Source organism: Pseudomonas sp. MAFF 730105 (assembly GCF_055380705.1).
In genome coordinates this window covers 1,206,164-1,223,287 of record NZ_AP018438.1, presented here as the reverse complement: position 1 = coordinate 1,223,287, position 17,124 = coordinate 1,206,164, and the positions used below count along the sequence as shown (strand labels likewise).

The following is a 17,124-nucleotide window of genomic DNA, read 5'->3' as shown; positions in this document are numbered from 1 at the left end:
TATTTCCACGCTGGGCAGGTAAACGGCAGGCAAAAAGAAACCCCGAGAAGTGGGGAGACGACTCGGGGTTAAACGTGACCATTCGAGGTCCGTGCAACAAGCGACAAGCACCGGAGCACAATGCTTGATCTTGTTGGTAAAAGGTCTGACTCACCAGGTGGTAGGAAGGTTCCCACAACCTGCCATTCAATTCGCGGCGGTCATGACCTTGTCACGCGCCACATTACGCAGTGCCGCGATCACACAGGGCTCCAGGCGCCCCTCGGCGATCAATACATCTCGATGCAGACCATCGACCACGTCCGTCAGTTGACGCTTATCGGTCAACTGCGCCTGATTGAACACCCGCTCAACCATGATGGCTCCAGAAGCATTCTTCAGCGTCACCAGGCATTCGCCAGTGGCGCCGGAGGGGGTCAGCGTGACCTGATACGGGCTCAAAGCCTCACCCAGCAATAGGCTGATACTTTCCATTCGATCACCCTTCAATAGTCCGAAAACAACTGCATGTGCACATTAAGTGACCGTGGGCCGCAGCAGAAAGTTCGTCAGCGTACCGAACCGGCGTCCCCCGAACCTGTTCAACCGAGCATGCGCGTTCAATATGACAGAGAAACAACAGCCTTCGCGGGCAGCCGCGTTTGTCATGCGCCTGCATCAGGCCAGGAGCCTTTGCGAGCGCCGCCAACGCCGCCCCGCGTCGCTCCAGCCCCCCAAGAGACCTCGCAACTGTCCATCGGCACCGTAGAACGGCACCGACCAATGGTAGATATCCCGTAATCCACTGTTGAACATCACCTGGCGGTCGCTGAAGCGGGACTGCCCTGTTCGCAACTGCTCCATCATCTCCCCATGCAGCAACTCGGCCGTGGTCGCCGGAAACGTGGGAGAGTCGGTCAAGCGTGTGCCGCGCAGCTTTTCGAAGCGGGTCGCGAACTGTTCTTCATAGCTCTTGTTGCACATGAGCAGACGCCCTTCCAGATCTCGGATGAAAATCGGATCGGGAATGGCGTCCATCAAGGCTTTCTGGAGCATCAACTGGTCGTTGAGGACCGCTTCGGCCTTGTGGCGTTGATCGATCTGTATCTGCAGGCGTCGGCTCCACAGCAGCGACAGAAGGCCGGATACCCCGAGCACGACGACACACCAGTAACCCCATTGGGACACTCGCAGCCAAAGCGAGGGCGCCTTGCTGGGAACGACACCCGCCATCCACTTGGAACGCAGGGCACGCATTTCCTCGGCCGGAAACGCTTCCAGTGCCTTGTTCAGGATACTCAGCAGCGGCAGTAGATCCTGACGTACAGCCAGATAGTCCGGTTCCCACTTGCCATCAAGATTTTTTCCTACCTTCAACTGTCCCGCCGGATAGAGATGCACTCCGGTTTCGTTTTCGATGGTGGCATGGGCTTCCCCACTTTCCACCAGCGCCCTCGCCTCCGCGTAGGTCTTGACCGTGCGCAGCTCGACGGTGGGGTGATCACGGCGTATCTCCGTCTCCAACGCATGCCGTGCCGGCAGCGCCAGGACCTTCCCCTTCAGCTGTTCCAGCGAATGGAGCGCCGGCTCCCCGTCGCGACCGACGAATACCCAGCCGGAACCGCCAAATGCGTGACTGAAGTTGAGGAAATCCCGGCGTTCGTCGTTCATCGCCATGGTGGTCGTCATGTCGGCCTCGCCCCGCTCCAGCATCGCCAGCAATTGGTCGGGAGAGAACGACTCCCGGTGCACGAACTCGAGGCCCGTCATGCGTGCAATGCGCAGGAGAATATCGTTGTTCAGCCCGTTCCACTGCCCACGTTCATTCTTGAACAGGTACAACGGAAATTGCATCGAGGCCACGACGACCCTGGGGTGCTCCTGGATCCACTGCAACTCCTGAGCGTCCAGTACCAGCCGCTCGCCGGATTGGAACGGTGGCGCTTCAAAGGCTGCCAGTTGTGCCGCCCCGCCCCATTGCATCCAGCACATCAAGGCCAGCCCTGTCATCCAGCTCAGCGCTGGTTTGCATTTGATAAAAAACAACATCTGCATTTCCTTCGAGATGACTCGCCCGTCCCTCCAAGGGGCGAAAACCCGATCATTTTGGCATGCAGAAACAAGAAAGCCCGTCAGGAGACGGGCTTCAAAATGTGACAGGTTTCAGCGATCAGAGGGGCTTGCCGCGGTTGCCATGCTGACTGACAAAGGCCTGTACGGCTTTCAGGTCATTAGGCAGCACTGTGCAGCGCTCTTCTCTCTCAAACAAATCCGAAAGATGTGCAGGTAGTTCAAGCGCTTTTCCTACACCTGCTTTCTCCACCGCTTCCGGGAACTTGACCGGGTGAGCCGTCCCCAGAATCACCATGGGGATGTCCAGGCTGCGGCGGCACTCACGGGCAGCCCTCACGCCGATGGCGGTGTGCGGGTCGAGCAACTCGCCGCTCTGCCCGAACACCTCGGCAATGGTTTCGCAGGTTTGCGCGTCGTCCACCGCCAGGGAGTCGAACAGCTTGCGGGCTTCGGTCCAGCGCTCGGCCTCGACGCTGAAACCACCGCCCTGGCGGAAACTGTCCATCAGGCCGGCAATCGCCGCGCCGTTGCGACCATGCAGGTCGAACAACAGGCGCTCGAAGTTCGACGACACCATGATGTCCATGGAAGGCGACAGTGTGGCGTGGAGGGTTTCCTTGACGTACTGGTTGCCGCTCATGAAGCGGTGCAGGATGTCGTTGCGGTTGGTGGCGACGATCAGTTGATTGATCGGCAGGCCCATGTTGCGCGCCAGGTAGCCGGCAAAGATGTCACCGAAGTTGCCGGTGGGCACCGAGAACGACACCGAACGGGCCGGACCGCCCAATTGCAGGGCTGCGTGGAAGTAATAGACGATCTGGGCCATGATCCGCGCCCAGTTGATCGAGTTCACTGCCACCAGCCGCGTGCCCTTGAGGAAGCCCTGGTCGGCGAAACTGGCCTTGACCATTTCCTGGCAGTCATCGAAGTTGCCTTCGATGGCGATGTTGTGGATGTTATCACCGAAGATCGTCGTCATTTGCCGGCGCTGCACTTCCGAGACACGGTTGTGCGGATGCAGGATGAAGATGTCGACGTTCTCACAGTGCTTGCAGCCTTCGATGGCGGCCGAACCGGTGTCGCCGGAGGTTGCACCGACAATGACCACGCGCTCGCCACGCTTTTGCAGCACGTAGTCCAGCAGACGACCGAGCAATTGCAGGGCGAAGTCCTTGAATGCCAGGGTCGGGCCGTGGAACAGCTCCATCACCCATTCGTTACCGTTGAGCTGACGCAGCGGGGCAATGGCGTTGTGGGAAAAGACGCCATAGGTCTCTTCCAGGATCTTTTTGAAGTCGGCGTCCGGGATGCTGCCGGTGACGAACGGACGCATGACCCGGAAGGCCAGCTCGTGATACGGCAGGCCGGCCCAGGAGGCAATTTCTTCCTGGGTGAAACGCGGCAGGTTTTCCGGCACATAGAGGCCGCCGTCCGTGGCCAGGCCGGCCAGCAGGACATCTTCGAAATTCAGGGCCGGTGCCTGGCCGCGGGTGCTGATATAGCGCATAAGGGCAAACCTTCGGTTTGAGCTTCGAGCTTCAAGCTACAAGCTACGAGTGAAAGCCGATCCGCTTTCAACCCGTAGCTTGTGGCTTGCCGCTTGCAGCTGAATTAATTCAGATGTTCGACGCGGATACGGACCACAGGGCCTACCACGTCCTGGAGCGCTTCCAGCGCTGCAATCGCGTCGTTGATACGCTGCTCGACCACGCGGTGGGTCAGCAGAATCATCGGCACCAGGCCGTCGTGTTCCTCGACTTCCTTCTGCATGATCGACTCGATGTTGATGCCGCGCTCCGACAGGATGCTTGCCACCTGGGCCAGTACACCTGGGTGGTCCTTGGCCTGGATGCGCAAGTAGTAGGCACTTTCGCACGCTTCGATCGGAAGAATCGGATGAGCCGACAGCGAGTCCGGCTGGAACGCCAGGTGCGGCACACGGTTTTCCGGGTCGGAAGTCATGGCACGCACCACGTCCACCAGGTCGGCCACGACCGACGAGGCGGTCGGTTCCATGCCGGCGCCAGCGCCGTAGAACAGGGTCGAGCCAGAGGCGTCACCGTTGACCATCACGGCGTTCATCACACCGTTGACGTTGGCGATCAGGCGATCGGCCGGGATCAGGGTCGGATGCACGCGCAGCTCGATACCACTGGCGGTGCTGCGGGCAACCCCCAGGTGCTTGATGCGGTAGCCCAGGGCTTCGGCGTAGTTCACGTCAGCGGTGGTCAGTTGGGTGATGCCTTCGGTGTAGGCCTTGTCGAACTGCAGCGGGATACCAAAGGCGATGGACGCCAGGATCGTCAGCTTGTGCGCCGCATCGATGCCTTCCACGTCGAACGTCGGGTCGGCCTCGGCGTAACCCAGGGCCTGGGCTTCGGTGAGCACGTCCTCGAAGGTCCGGCCCTTCTCGCGCATTTCGGTGAGGATGAAGTTACCGGTGCCGTTGATGATACCGGCGACCCAGTTGATGCGGTTGGCCGACAGGCCTTCACGGATGGCCTTGATCACCGGGATGCCACCGGCCACGGCGGCTTCGAACGCCACGATCACACCCTTTTCACGGGCCTTGGCGAAAATTTCGTTACCGTGCACGGCGATCAGTGCCTTGTTGGCGGTGACCACGTGCTTGCCGTTCTCGATGGCCTTGAGCACCAGCTCACGGGCCACGGTGTAGCCGCCCATCAGCTCGATAACGATATCGACCTCAGGGTTGGCCGCCACGGCGAATACATCGTTGGTAATCGAAATACCGGTCGTCTGGAACTGAGGCTTTGGCGTACGCATGGCAATTTGTGCCACTTCGATTCCACGCCCGGCACGGCGGGCAATCTCCTCGGCGTTACGCTGAAGTACGTTGAAGGTGCCGCCACCGACGGTACCTAACCCACAGATGCCTACTTTGACCGGATTCACTCTTGACTCCCCATGAAACGGCCGACACAAGGTCGGCCGTGAAATACAGCCGCGCAGCAACGCGGCTCTGCGTTTAACGGCCCGACGAAGGTTTTCGTCGAGCCATGCTCTTCATCAGCACATGGCCCATGATTATTTCGCGCCGAGGGCCAGTTTGGCGACTTGCGGCGCCGGCTGGTAGCCCGGAATTACCTGACCATCCGCCAAAACAATTGCCGGCGTACCGTTCACGCCTATTGACTGACCCAGGGCAAACTGCTTGGAAACCGGGTTATCGCACTTGGCGGCCTTGATTTCCTTGCCATCGACCATCTTGTCCATGGCCGCTTTCTTGTCCTTGGAGCACCACACGGCCTGCAATTGCTCATCGCCCGGCGAGCCCAGGCCCTGGCGCGGGAACGCGACGTAGCGCACTTCGATGCCGCGCTTGTTCAGCTCCGGCACTTCGGCGTGCAGCTTGTGGCAGTACGGACACGTGGTGTCGGTGAACACCGTGATGTGGGACTTGGTCTCGCCCACCGCCGGGTAGACCACGGTCTCGGCAACGGGAATACCATTGATCAGCTTGGAAACGCCCTGGCGCTCGGTCAGCTCGGTGAGGTTGACCGGCTTGCCGTCCTTGAGCTCGAACAGGTTGCCCTGGACGATGTACTGACCGTCGGCGCTGGCATAGAGCACGCGGCTGCCCTTGAGCTTGACTTCATACAGGCCGGCCATCGGGCTGGCGGAGATGGCTTCGATCGGTACTTCGAGCTGAAGGTTTTCCAGGCTCTTGCGAATAGCCTTGTCCGCCGCGTCGTCGGCGATGGCAAAGGTGCTGGCCAACGCAATGGCAGCGGCGGTGAACATCTGGATCAAACGCATGGGAACTCCTGAGGCGAACAAATGGGACGGAGAACGCCAACCCGCAGATCCGGTTCCGGCCGCCCACTGTGCAAACCGGCCAAGCCTACCACATAAGGCCGGCGGGGCCGAATGCCGTTGATGCAAGGCATTGGCGGTGCGTTTTTTGTGGGAGCGGGGCTTGTGGGAGCAAGGCTTGCCCGCGATGAACGATAACGCTGTTCATCCGATGCACTGCGGTGTGGCCATCGCGGGCAAGCCTTGCTCCCACAGCAGATCTCGGCGGACCATCGAGGCGGTGAAAACCCCATAACGCTGTGGGGCGGTGCATCTCTCCCTCAACCCCGCGGATGATGCCTGACGTGCAGTTCCTGCAACCGCGCCCGGGCGACATGGGTGTAGATCTGGGTGGTGGACAGGTCGCTGTGGCCCAGCAGCATCTGCACCACCCGCAGGTCGGCACCGTGGTTGAGCAGGTGCGTGGCAAAGGCGTGGCGCAAGGTGTGGGGCGATAGGGATTTGCCGATCCCGGCGACCTTGGCCTGGTGCTTGATGCGGTGCCAGAACGTCTGGCGAGTCATCTGATCGCCGTTACGGCTCGGGAACAATACGTCGCTGGGGCGACCACCCAGCAGTTCATGGCGACCGTCACGCAGGTAGCGCTCGACCCAGACGATTGCTTCCTCGCCCATCGGCACCAGACGTTCCTTGCTGCCCTTACCCATCACCCGCAAGACCCCCTGGCGCAGGTTGACCTGCTCCAGCGTCAGGCTGATCAACTCGGTGACGCGCAAGCCGCAGGCGTACAGGACCTCCAGCATGGCTCGGTCACGCTGGCCGATGGCTTCGCTGAGGTCCGGCGCCGCCAACAGTGCCTCCACATCGGCTTCGGACAGGGATTTGGGCAGCGGGCGCCCCAACTGGGGCATCTCCACCCGCAAGGTCGGATCCACCGCAATCAGTTTTTCCCGCAGTAAATAACGATAGAACCCACGCACCCCGGAGAGAAATCGTGCGGTTGAGCGCGGTTTGTAGTTCTGCTCCAGGCGCCACGCCAGGTGATCGAGGATCAGCTCCCGTCCGGCATTGGCCAGTTCCAGGTTCTTCTCCTGCAACCAACCGTTGAACAGCGCCAGGTCGCTGCGATAAGCGTCACGGGTATTGTCGGAAAGCCCCTTCTCCAGCCACAGGGCGTCGAGAAACTGGTCTATCAGCGGATGATCGATGGCTGGCATAAACACTCTTGGCGGATGCGCATGCACGCTGCATTCATACGATAAAGAAAGTACGCAGGGTGCTCAAAGAGCAAATCGCAGGCAACAAAAAAGCAGCCCTCAGGCTGCTTTTTTTTGCATCGGAAGCTGGACTCAGGCCAGTTTTTCCTTGATGCGAGCTGCTTTACCGGACAGGTCACGCAGGTAGTACAGCTTGGCTTTACGCACGTCACCGCGACGCTTCACAGCCATGCTGTCGATTTGCGGGCTGTAGGTCTGGAAAGTACGCTCTACGCCAACACCGTTGGAGATTTTACGAACGGTGAAAGCACTGTTCACGCCACGGTTACGCTTGGCGATAACGACGCCTTCGAACGCTTGCAGACGGGAACGGTCACCTTCCTTCACTTTCACCTGAACGACAATGGTGTCGCCCGGGGCAAAGGTAGGGATTTCTTTGGTCATCTGCTCTGCTTCGAGTGCAAGGATGATTTTGTTAGTCATGCTGTGCTCCTAAGGCAAGTCTCGGACTTACCATCGATACGTTGTTAACTATCGTCCCGCTCGCGGATGTATTCCTCGAGCAGCTTCTTCTCTTCTCCAGAAAGCGAGCGGCTTTCCAGAAGATCGGCGCGTCGTTCCCAGGTCCGACCAAGGGACTGCTGTAAACGCCAACGCCGGATGTGCGCGTGGTTGCCACTTAGCAACACGTCGGGAACACGCTGATCCGCATACACCTCCGGTCGGGTGTAGTGCGGGCAATCCAGCAGACCATCCGTAAAGGAATCTTCCTCAGCGGAATCCGCATGCCCTAAAGCTCCAGGCAGCAGTCGTGTAACCGCGTCGATCAGGACCATCGCCGGCAGCTCGCCGCCAGACAGTACATAGTCGCCAACCGACCACTCTTCATCGACATGAGCTTCAATGAAACGCTCGTCAATGCCTTCATAACGACCGGCAATCAGGATCAATGCATCCGAATTCGCCAGTTCGCGTACCGCCGACTGAGTCAGCTGGCGGCCTTGGGGCGACAGGTAGATCACCTTCGCACCCTCCCCGGCTGCCGCCCTGGCCTGAACCAGCGCATCTTCCAGGGGCTTGATCTTCATCACCATGCCCGGACCACCGCCAAACGGGCGATCGTCCACAGTGTGATGCCGATCCGTGGTGTAGTCCCGCGGATTCCAACAGGTCAGTTGCAACAACCCCTGTTTCACCGCGCGGCTGGTTATGCCGTACTCGCTGATGGCGGAAAACATCTCGGGAAACAATGTGATGACTTCAACGCGCAAATTGGCCACGTTCAGAAATCCGCATCCCATTCCACCTTCATCTCGCCTGCCTCCAGGTCAACGGCCAACACACACTGCTCCGTATAGGGCAACAAGCGTTCGCGATCATCCAGGCTGCCGACGCAAGGCTTTACCACCATGACATCGTTCGAACCGGTCTCGAGCAGGTGATCGATTTTCCCGAGCAATTGCCCAAGGTGGTCGATGACCTTCAGACCCACCAGCTGGTACCAGTAGTACTCGCCGTCGGTCAGTTCAGGGAACAGGTTGCGCGGCACGCAGATCTCATAACCGGCCAGAAGACGCGCTTCTTCACGATCATCGAGACCCTTGAGCTTTGCGACCAGGAACTTGTCGTTCCCGCGTCCGCTGACCAGCTCAACCTGTTTCACGCTGCCTTCGCGCTTGAGCGTCCAGGCTTTGTAGTCCAACAGGTTCTTGATCGGATCAGTAAAGGAATACACCTTCACTTCGCCGCGAACGCCATGTACAGAATAGATTTTGCCGACAACGATCAGATCATCAGCATCTTTTGGCGTCGCGTTCATATTGCTCAGGCCGCAGCCTTAGCCGATTCCTTCAACAACTGAGCAACGCGCTCAGAAGGTTGTGCACCAACGCTCAGCCAGTAGGCAACGCGCTCTTGGTTCACGGACAGACGAACTTCCTGACCACGGGCGATAGGGTTGAAGAAACCAACCTGCTCTTTGTGGGAACCGTCACGCGGGTTGCGGCTGTCGGTTACGGTCAGGTGGTAAAACGGGCGCTTTTTGGAGCCGCCAAGGGCAAGACGGATTGTTAGCATGTGAACATCGTTCCTGTAGTCGGTGCTGCAAATCTAAATGCACAGCGGGCATGGGTGCCCGAAAGGCCGCATATTCTAAGGAATATCCAGACTTTTGCAAATGACTTTTTCCGGCGAGTGCCGGGCTGCCATTCAGATCTGCGACGATCAGCGCCCGCGAATGACGGGTTGGCTGGGGATCCCACGTCCCCGTGGGTTGCACCGGCATGACTGCCGGTGCCTGGATTCTTACATCTTGGGCATGCCGCCGCCGGGCAACATACCGCCCATGCCGCGCATCATCTTGGCCATCCCACCCTTGGTGGAGAACTTCTTCATCATCTTCTGCATCTGCTTGTGCTGCTTGATCAAGCGACCGATGTCCTGCACCTGGGTGCCGGAACCCATGGCGATACGGCGCTTGCGCGAACCGCTGATCAGGTCAGGGTCGCGGCGCTCGGCCGGGGTCATGGAGTTGATGATGGCTTCCATCTGCTTGAACTGCTTTTCAGCCGCGCCCTGGGCGTTGCCCATCTGCGCCAGGTTCACGCCGCCGATGTTCGGCAGCTTGTCCATGAGCCCGCCGAGGCCGCCCATGTTCTTCATTTGTTGCAGCTGGTCGCGGAAGTCTTCGAGGTCGAAGCCCTTGCCCTTCTTTAATTTCTTCGCAAGCTTGTCGGCTTTTTCCTTGTCGAGGGTCTGCTCGGCCTGCTCGATCAGGCTGAGCACGTCGCCCATGCCCAGGATGCGCGATGCGATGCGCTCAGGGTGGAACGGCTCGAGCGCTTCGCTCTTCTCGCCCATACCGATGAACTTGATCGGCTTGCCAGTGATGGCCCGTACCGACAGCGCGGCACCGCCACGGGCGTCACCGTCGACCTTGGTCAGGATCACGCCGGTCAGTGGCAGCGCATCGCCAAAGGCCTTGGCGGTGTTGGCCGCGTCCTGGCCGGTCATGGCATCGACCACGAACAGGGTTTCCACCGGGTTGACCGCGGCATGCAGCGCCTTGATCTCGCCCATCATCTCTTCATCGATGTGCAGGCGACCGGCGGTGTCGACGATGACCACGTCGATGAACTTGAGCTTCGCTTCCTTGATGGCCGCCTGGGCGATGTCCACCGGCTTCTGGCTCAGGTCGGACGGGAAGAACGTCACGCCGATGTCGTTGGCCAGGGTTTCCAGCTGCTTGATCGCCGCCGGACGGTAGACGTCCGCGGACACCACCATCACCGACTTCTTCTTGCGCTCCTTGAGCAGGCGCGCCAGCTTGCCGGCGGTGGTGGTCTTGCCCGCGCCCTGCAGACCGGCCATCAGCACCACCGCGGGCGGCACGGCGCTCAGGTTCAGGTCTTCGTTGGCGGCGCCCATCAGGCTTTCGAGTTCGGCCTGGACGATCTTCACGAACGCCTGGCCCGGCGTCAGGCTGCGCGACACTTCGGTGCCGACGGCGCGTTCCTTGACCGAATTGACGAAGTCCTTGACCACCGGCAGGGCGACGTCGGCTTCGAGCAACGCCATGCGCACTTCGCGCAGGGTGTCTTTGATGTTGTCCTCGGTCAGCTTCGCCTTGCCGGTGACATGGCGCAGCGTCTGCGAGAGACGGTCGGTTAGGTTTTCAAACATGCGCGATCCTTTCAGGCCCGTATGAGGCCGGGATAATGGCGGCCCAGACCGTGAAAAATGTGCTCGGCGAGCCTGCGGCGTGGGCAGGTCGCGGATTATAGCGAAGAAGCGTGCCGCGTACACCTCGCGGCGGTCTTTCGTGCAGGATGGGTTCTATGCCAAACTCAGCGCCTTTCGGGCTTGCCTAACAGGATTTATGCTCCCCTTGTCACCCAGCTTGCTTGCCTCCCTCGCCGCCGCTTGCCTTTATGCCGCTGCGACCCTCTATCAAGGCACCCGCCTGGCCACCGGTGCCAAGGCGAACAAACGCCTGCTGGTCACGCTCGGCGTGCTGGCGGTGCTTGGCCACGCGGCCAGCCTTTATACCCACCTGATGACACCGATTGGCCTGGGCCTGGATTTTTTCAACGCCGCCAGCCTGATCGCCGTCGCGGTGATCGCCCTGACACTGCTGGCCTGCTCGCGCATCCCGGTGGAAAACCTGCTGGTGCTGCTCTTCCCGCTGGGGCTGGCAACGGTGCTCCTGGCGCAGTTCGCGCCGTCGGGCACGGTGCAGGTTATCGACGAAGAGCCGGGCATCCTCGCCCACATCCTGTTGTCGGTCCTCGCCTATGGCCTGTTCACCATCGCAGTATTCCAGGCCTTGCTGCTGCTGGTGCAGGACCATCAGCTCAAGAACAAGCACCCGTCCGGACTGATCCGCAACTTTCCGCCGCTGCAGACCATGGAGAGCCTGCTGTTCGGTTTCCTCTGGGCCGGCTGGGCCCTGCTGTCGATGTCGCTGATCTCCGGCTGGCTGTTCGTCGAGAACCTGTTCGCCCAGCACCTGGTGCACAAGACCCTGCTGGCCTGCCTGGCATGGGTGGTGTTCAGCGTGCTGCTGTGGGGCCGCAACCGTCTCGGCTGGCGCGGCCATAAAGCCATTCGCTGGACCCTGGCCGGTTTCTGCCTGCTGATGCTGGCCTACTTCGGCAGCAAACTGGTCCGTGAATACATCCTGCATATCTGACGGACGGCGCTGATGGATAGGTTGCCCGCGGGGCCGCTGCTCGCTGTACTGGTCGTGCTGATCCTCTGGGCGGCCTTGTTTACCGCCATCGAAGCCGCCCGGCACCACCTGCTGGCCCAGCGCAAGGCTTCGCGCGCCGGCGACAAGCCGCTGGCGAAGCTGGACTTCCCCCTGACCAGCCTGATTCTGTGCAATACGCTGTGTCGCGCCCTGGCACTGGTGATCGGCACCTTGCTGGCGATCTTCACCTGGCTGGAAAACGGCCCCTGGATCGCCTGGCTCGCCATCAGCGCGGCGCTCCTGGTGTTCGCCGACTACCTGCCACGCACCCTGGCCACCCGTTACCCGGACGCGATACTGGCGCTGGGCAACACCCTGCTTGGCGTACCATTGAAGCTGATTTACCCCTTGGCCTGGCTGTTGAACAACCTGAGTGAGTTGCTGCTGCGACCCTTTGCACGCAAGACCAGTGCAGTTCAGCAAAGCGACGACGAAATGCCCGCACCGGCACGCGTCGAGCATGAACATGAGCAGAACACCGGGCGTGCGCATCCGATCTCCGGCATCCATGCCCTCGACAACATCACCGTCAACGACATCCTGGTCCCCCGCAGCGAAGTCGACGGCATCAACCTCGACGACCCCATCGGGGAGATCATCGAGCAGTTGCTCCTGAATCGCCGAACCCGCCTGCCAGTGTTCCACAGCGACATCAACCAGGTCGAGGCGGTGCTCAATACCCGCCAGATCCGCCATCTGCTGGCGGACGCAAGCCTGACCCAGGAAGCGCTGCTGGCCGCCTGCCACGAACCTTACTTCGTGCCTGAAAGCACGCCGCTACAACTGCAACTGCTGAATTTCCACAAGCAGCAGCGGCGCCTGGGCATGGTGGTGGACGAATACGGCGAAGTGCTGGGTATCGTTACCCTGGAAGACATCCTCGAAGAAATCGTCGGCGAGTTCGAAAGCGAGCACAGCCTCGACAACCCTCACGTGCATCCACAGCCGGACGGGCGCCTGATGATCGATGGCGCGGCGTCGATTCGCGAACTGAACAAGACCCTGGGCTGGCACCTGCCCTGCGACGGACCCAAGACCCTTAACGGGCTGGTGACCGAAGCGCTGGAAACCATTCCCGAAAGCCCGGTCTGCCTGAAAATCGGCCGTTATCGCCTGGAAATCATCGAAACCGTGGACAACCGCGTCAGCCAGGTGCTGGTGTGGCATAACAGTTCGGTGCCGACAGCTACCTAGCGTACGCAACACCTGTGGGAGCAAGGCTTGCCCGCGAAGGCCCCACCGCAGTGCAACAGTTAGAACCGCGTTATCGTTCATCGCGGGCAAGCCTTGCTCCCACAGTTCGATCCCATAGTGCCCTTGCACCAGCACGGAGCAGCAAAATAGTCGTCTTCAACCATAATAATTCGCTCCAACGGAGCACATGACTGTCAGGGATAACTGCATGACCACCACGACCTGCAACGACGCCGTGCCTGCCCAGCCGACGAACTCCACCACCCGCGTGGCGACCGCGAGTTTCATCGGCACCGCCATCGAGTTCTATGACTTTTACGTCTACGCCACGGCTGCGGCCCTGGTAATCGGACCGGTGTTCTTCCCACAGACGTCAGGCACGGCACAGATGCTGTCGTCGTTCCTGACGTTCGGCATCGCCTTTCTCGCCCGTCCGCTGGGTTCAGCGCTGTTCGGCCACTTTGGCGACCGGATCGGCCGCAAGTCCACGCTGGTGGCGTCGCTGCTGCTGATGGGCGTGTGCACCACCCTCATCGGCGTGCTGCCAGGCTATGCCAGCATTGGCGCCTGGGCACCGTTCCTGTTGTGCCTGCTGCGCTTCGGCCAGGGATTGGGACTGGGAGGTGAATGGGGCGGCGCCGCGCTGCTCGCCACCGAGAACGCTCCCAAGGGCAAGCGCGCCTGGTTCGGCATGTTTCCCCAACTGGGCCCATCCATTGGCTTCCTGGCGGCCAACGGGCTGTTCCTGAGCCTGGCGATGACCCTGGATGACGAGCAGTTCCGCTCGTGGGGCTGGCGAATTCCGTTCCTGCTCAGCGCCGTGCTGGTGATCGTCGGCCTCTATGTGCGGCTCAAGCTCCATGAAACCCCGGTCTTCGCCAACGCCGTGGCCCGTCAGGAGCGGGTGAAAGTGCCGCTGGTCGAGCTGTTCAGCCAGTATTGGGCGCCGACATTGCTGGGCGCAGCGGCGATGGTGGTGTGTTATGCGCTGTTCTACATCTCCACGGTGTTCTCCCTGAGCTACGGCGTCGCCACCCTCGGCTACAGCCGCGAAACCTTCCTTGCCCTGCTGTGTTTTGCCGTGCTGTTCATGGCCGCCGCCACACCGTTGTCCGCCTGGGCCAGCGACCGCTTCGGGCGCAAGCCGGTGCTGGTCACCGGTGGTCTGCTGGCGATTGCCTCGGGCTTTCTCATGGAACCGTTGCTGACCCAGGGGTCGACTGCGGGCGTGGCACTGTTCCTGTGTATCGAGCTGTTCCTGATGGGCGTGACCTTCGCCCCCATGGGTGCCTTGCTGCCGGAGTTGTTTCCGACCCACGTGCGTTACACCGGCGCCTCGGCGGCCTATAACCTGGGCGGTATCGTCGGCGCCTCCGCCGCCCCGTTCTTTGCCCAGAAACTGGTGGCCATGGGCGGCTTGAGCTATGTCGGCGGCTACGTATCGGCTGCCGCTGTACTCAGCGTGATCGCGGTGCTGTGCTTGAAGGAAACCCGCCATAACGATTTGAATCGGGTTGTCTGAAGCCAACGGACATACGTTCCACTGTGGCGGGGGAGCTTGCGCCCTCGCCACAGCACCTGTCACGACGCTGAACAACACGCCATGAAATAGCCGCTAACAATCGCCTACCATTGAAACCACCCCCCACCTGCCCCATCTAAGCTCCATACTCCATTGCGCAGGTGCCCCATGAGCGACCAGCACTCTACAGAAGCCACGAACGAATACGCTGACCCCGAACATATCGAGCACACCGCCTCCGGCACCGGCCTGGCCCTGCCCGGCCAGAACCTGCCGGACAAGGTCTATATCATCCCCATCCACAATCGCCCGTTCTTCCCGGCCCAGGTGCTGCCGGTTATCGTCAATGAAGAACCCTGGGCCGAAACCCTGGAACTGGTGGCCAAGTCCGAACATCATTCCCTGGCGCTGTTCTTCATGGATACGCCCCAGGAAGACCCGCGCCATTTCGATACGTCGGCGCTGCCGCTGTACGGCACGCTGGTCAAGGTGCACCACGCCAGTCGCGAAGCAGGCAAGTTGCAGTTCGTCGCCCAGGGCCTGACCCGCGTGCGTATCCGCACCTGGCTCAAGCACCACCGCCCACCGTACCTGGTGGAAGTCGAATACCCGCACCAGCCCAGCGAGCCGACCGACGAGGTCAAGGCCTATGGCATGGCGCTGATCAATGCGATCAAGGAACTGCTGCCGCTCAACCCGCTGTACAGCGAAGAACTGAAGAACTACCTCAACCGCTTCAGCCCCAACGATCCGTCGCCGCTGACGGACTTTGCCGCCGCACTCACCTCCGCCACCGGCAATGAACTGCAGGAAGTGCTCGATTGCGTGCCCATGCTCAAGCGCATGGAAAAAGTGCTGCCGATGCTGCGCAAGGAAGTGGAAGTCGCGCGGCTGCAAAAAGAGATCTCGGCTGAGGTCAACAGCAAGATCGGCGAACATCAGCGCCAGTTCTTCCTCAAGGAACAGCTCAAGGTCATCCAGCAGGAACTGGGTTTGACCAAGGATGATCGCAGCGCCGACCTCGAGCAGTTCGAGCAGCGGCTGGAAGGCAAGGTGCTGCCGGCCCAGGCCCAGAAGCGCATCGAAGAGGAAATGAACAAGCTCTCGATCCTGGAAACCGGTTCGCCGGAATACGCCGTCACCCGCAATTACCTCGATTGGGCAACCTCGGTGCCGTGGGGCGTATACGGCCAGGACAAGCTCGACCTCAAGCACGCGCGCAAGGTGCTCGACCAGCACCACGCCGGCCTGGACGACATCAAGGATCGTATTCTCGAATTCCTCGCCGTGGGTGCCTACAAAGGCGAGATCAGCGGCTCCATCGTGCTGCTCGTGGGCCCACCGGGCGTGGGCAAGACCAGCGTGGGCAAGTCCATTGCCGAATCCCTCGGCCGGCCGTTCTACCGTTTCAGTGTGGGCGGCATGCGCGACGAAGCCGAGATCAAGGGGCATCGGCGCACCTACATCGGTGCCCAGCCGGGCAAACTGGTGCAGGCGCTCAAAGACGTCGAAGTGATGAACCCGGTGATCATGCTCGACGAGATCGACAAGATGGGCCAGAGCTACCAGGGCGACCCGGCCTCGGCCTTGCTGGAAACCCTCGACCCGGAGCAGAACGTCGAGTTTCTCGATCACTACCTGGACATGCGCCTGGACCTGTCCAAAGTGCTCTTCGTGTGCACCGCCAACACCCTGGATTCGATCCCCGGCCCGCTGCTGGACCGGATGGAAGTGATTCGCCTGTCGGGCTACATCACCGAAGAAAAGGTCGCCATCGCCAAGCGCCACCTGTGGCCCAAGCAACTGGCCAAGGCCGGGGTGTCCAAGGGCAGCCTGAGCATCAGCGACAGTGCCTTGAAGGCCCTGATCGACGGCTACGCCCGCGAAGCCGGGGTACGGCAGTTGGAGAAGCAACTGGGCAAACTGGTGCGCAAGGCGGTGATGAAGCTGATCGACGAGCCAAACGCCGTGATCAAGCTCGGGCCGAAAGACCTTGAGGCGTCCCTGGGCAAACCGGTGTTCCGCAACGAGCAGGTACTGTCCGGCATCGGCGTGATTACCGGCCTGGCCTGGACCAGCATGGGCGGCGCCACCCTGCCGATCGAAGCGACGCGCATCCACACCCACAATCGCGGCTTCAAGCTCACCGGGCAACTGGGCGACGTGATGAAGGAGTCGGCGGAAATCGCCCACAGCTATGTCAGTTCGCATCTGCAGCAATTCGGCGGCGATCCGAAGTTTTTCGACGAAGCCTTCGTCCACCTGCACGTGCCGGAAGGCGCCACGCCCAAGGACGGCCCGAGCGCCGGGGTGACCATGGCCAGCGCCCTGCTGTCCCTGGCCCGCAACCAGCCACCGAAGAAAGGTGTCGCCATGACTGGCGAGCTGACCCTCACCGGGCATGTACTGCCGATTGGCGGGGTGCGTGAAAAGGTCATCGCGGCGCGCCGGCAGAAAATCCTCGAGTTGATCCTGCCGGAAGCCAACCGGGGCAACTTCGAAGAACTGCCGGACTATCTGAAGGAAGGCGTCACGGTGCACTTTGCCAAGCGCTTTGCGGATGTGGCGAAGGTGTTGTTCTGAGGGTTATGTCTGCCCTGGCCCCATCGCGG

Annotated in this window: 15 protein-coding genes; 4 read left to right on the top strand and 11 right to left on the bottom strand. The window is 60.9% G+C overall.

Annotated features, from left to right (window positions below; genetic code table 11):
• Positions 1 to 186 precede the first annotated feature (186 nt).
• From PCOSP_RS05320 to ffh, 11 genes are all read right to left on the bottom strand, one after another.
• A complete protein-coding gene (locus PCOSP_RS05320) occupies positions 187 to 474 on the bottom strand; it encodes a DUF3509 domain-containing protein (protein ID WP_139646045.1) in 288 nt (95 codons plus the stop codon).
• A gap of 183 nt (positions 475 to 657) precedes the next feature.
• Positions 658 to 2,028 carry a transporter substrate-binding domain-containing protein gene (locus tag PCOSP_RS05315; protein ID WP_175385125.1) on the bottom strand — a complete coding sequence of 457 codons (1,371 nt, stop codon included), beginning with the start codon at positions 2,026 to 2,028 and terminating at the stop codon, positions 658 to 660.
• A 121-nt stretch (positions 2,029 to 2,149) separates the two neighbouring features.
• Positions 2,150 to 3,559, bottom strand: coding sequence for a threonine synthase (gene thrC / locus PCOSP_RS05310; RefSeq protein WP_041024825.1), 1,410 nt, complete (start codon positions 3,557 to 3,559; stop codon positions 2,150 to 2,152).
• Positions 3,560 to 3,663: 104 nt separating this feature from the next.
• Positions 3,664 to 4,968 carry a homoserine dehydrogenase gene (locus PCOSP_RS05305; protein WP_041024826.1) on the bottom strand — a complete coding sequence of 435 codons (1,305 nt, stop codon included), beginning with the start codon at positions 4,966 to 4,968 and terminating at the stop codon, positions 3,664 to 3,666.
• Positions 4,969 to 5,100: 132 nt separating this feature from the next.
• The gene (dsbC, locus tag PCOSP_RS05300) at positions 5,101 to 5,832 is read right to left on the bottom strand and encodes a bifunctional protein-disulfide isomerase/oxidoreductase DsbC (RefSeq protein ID WP_139646040.1); all 732 of its coding nucleotides are present in this window, start codon (positions 5,830 to 5,832) and stop codon (positions 5,101 to 5,103) included.
• A 317-nt stretch (positions 5,833 to 6,149) separates the two neighbouring features.
• Complete coding sequence (gene xerD / locus PCOSP_RS05295; RefSeq protein WP_464710493.1) at positions 6,150 to 7,046, bottom strand: site-specific tyrosine recombinase XerD; 897 nt, start codon at positions 7,044 to 7,046, stop codon at positions 6,150 to 6,152.
• Between the two features lie 132 nt (positions 7,047 to 7,178).
• Positions 7,179 to 7,529, bottom strand: coding sequence for a 50S ribosomal protein L19 (gene rplS / locus PCOSP_RS05290; RefSeq protein WP_003175895.1), 351 nt, complete (start codon positions 7,527 to 7,529; stop codon positions 7,179 to 7,181).
• A 44-nt stretch (positions 7,530 to 7,573) separates the two neighbouring features.
• Positions 7,574 to 8,347 carry a tRNA (guanosine(37)-N1)-methyltransferase TrmD gene (gene trmD, locus PCOSP_RS05285; protein ID WP_175385127.1) on the bottom strand — a complete coding sequence of 258 codons (774 nt, stop codon included), beginning with the start codon at positions 8,345 to 8,347 and terminating at the stop codon, positions 7,574 to 7,576.
• Positions 8,329 to 8,865, bottom strand: coding sequence for a ribosome maturation factor RimM (rimM, locus tag PCOSP_RS05280; RefSeq protein WP_047702127.1), 537 nt, complete (start codon positions 8,863 to 8,865; stop codon positions 8,329 to 8,331). Before rimM ends, trmD begins: the two co-directional genes overlap by 19 nt.
• A gap of 5 nt (positions 8,866 to 8,870) precedes the next feature.
• A complete protein-coding gene (gene rpsP / locus PCOSP_RS05275) occupies positions 8,871 to 9,122 on the bottom strand; it encodes a 30S ribosomal protein S16 (RefSeq protein ID WP_007927680.1) in 252 nt (83 codons plus the stop codon).
• A gap of 228 nt (positions 9,123 to 9,350) precedes the next feature.
• A complete protein-coding gene (gene ffh / locus PCOSP_RS05270) occupies positions 9,351 to 10,727 on the bottom strand; it encodes a signal recognition particle protein (protein WP_024778942.1) in 1,377 nt (458 codons plus the stop codon).
• Positions 10,728 to 10,923: 196 nt separating this feature from the next.
• Here ffh and PCOSP_RS05265 point away from each other — a divergent pair, with 196 nt between their 5' ends.
• The 4 genes from PCOSP_RS05265 (at position 10,924) to lon (ending at position 17,095) form a co-directional block, all read left to right on the top strand.
• Positions 10,924 to 11,736, top strand: coding sequence for a cytochrome C assembly family protein (locus tag PCOSP_RS05265; protein ID WP_139646032.1), 813 nt, complete (start codon positions 10,924 to 10,926; stop codon positions 11,734 to 11,736).
• A gap of 12 nt (positions 11,737 to 11,748) precedes the next feature.
• On the top strand, positions 11,749 to 12,990 hold the full coding sequence (locus PCOSP_RS05260) for a CNNM domain-containing protein (RefSeq protein ID WP_139646030.1): 1,242 nt from the start codon (positions 11,749 to 11,751) through the stop codon (positions 12,988 to 12,990).
• A gap of 208 nt (positions 12,991 to 13,198) precedes the next feature.
• The gene (locus tag PCOSP_RS05255) at positions 13,199 to 14,512 is read left to right on the top strand and encodes an MFS transporter (RefSeq protein ID WP_464710490.1); all 1,314 of its coding nucleotides are present in this window, start codon (positions 13,199 to 13,201) and stop codon (positions 14,510 to 14,512) included.
• Positions 14,513 to 14,680: 168 nt separating this feature from the next.
• Entirely contained in the window at positions 14,681 to 17,095 is a 2,415-nt protein-coding gene (gene lon / locus PCOSP_RS05250) for an endopeptidase La (RefSeq protein WP_139646027.1), read from the top strand.
• The last annotated feature ends 29 nt before the right edge of the window (positions 17,096 to 17,124 follow it).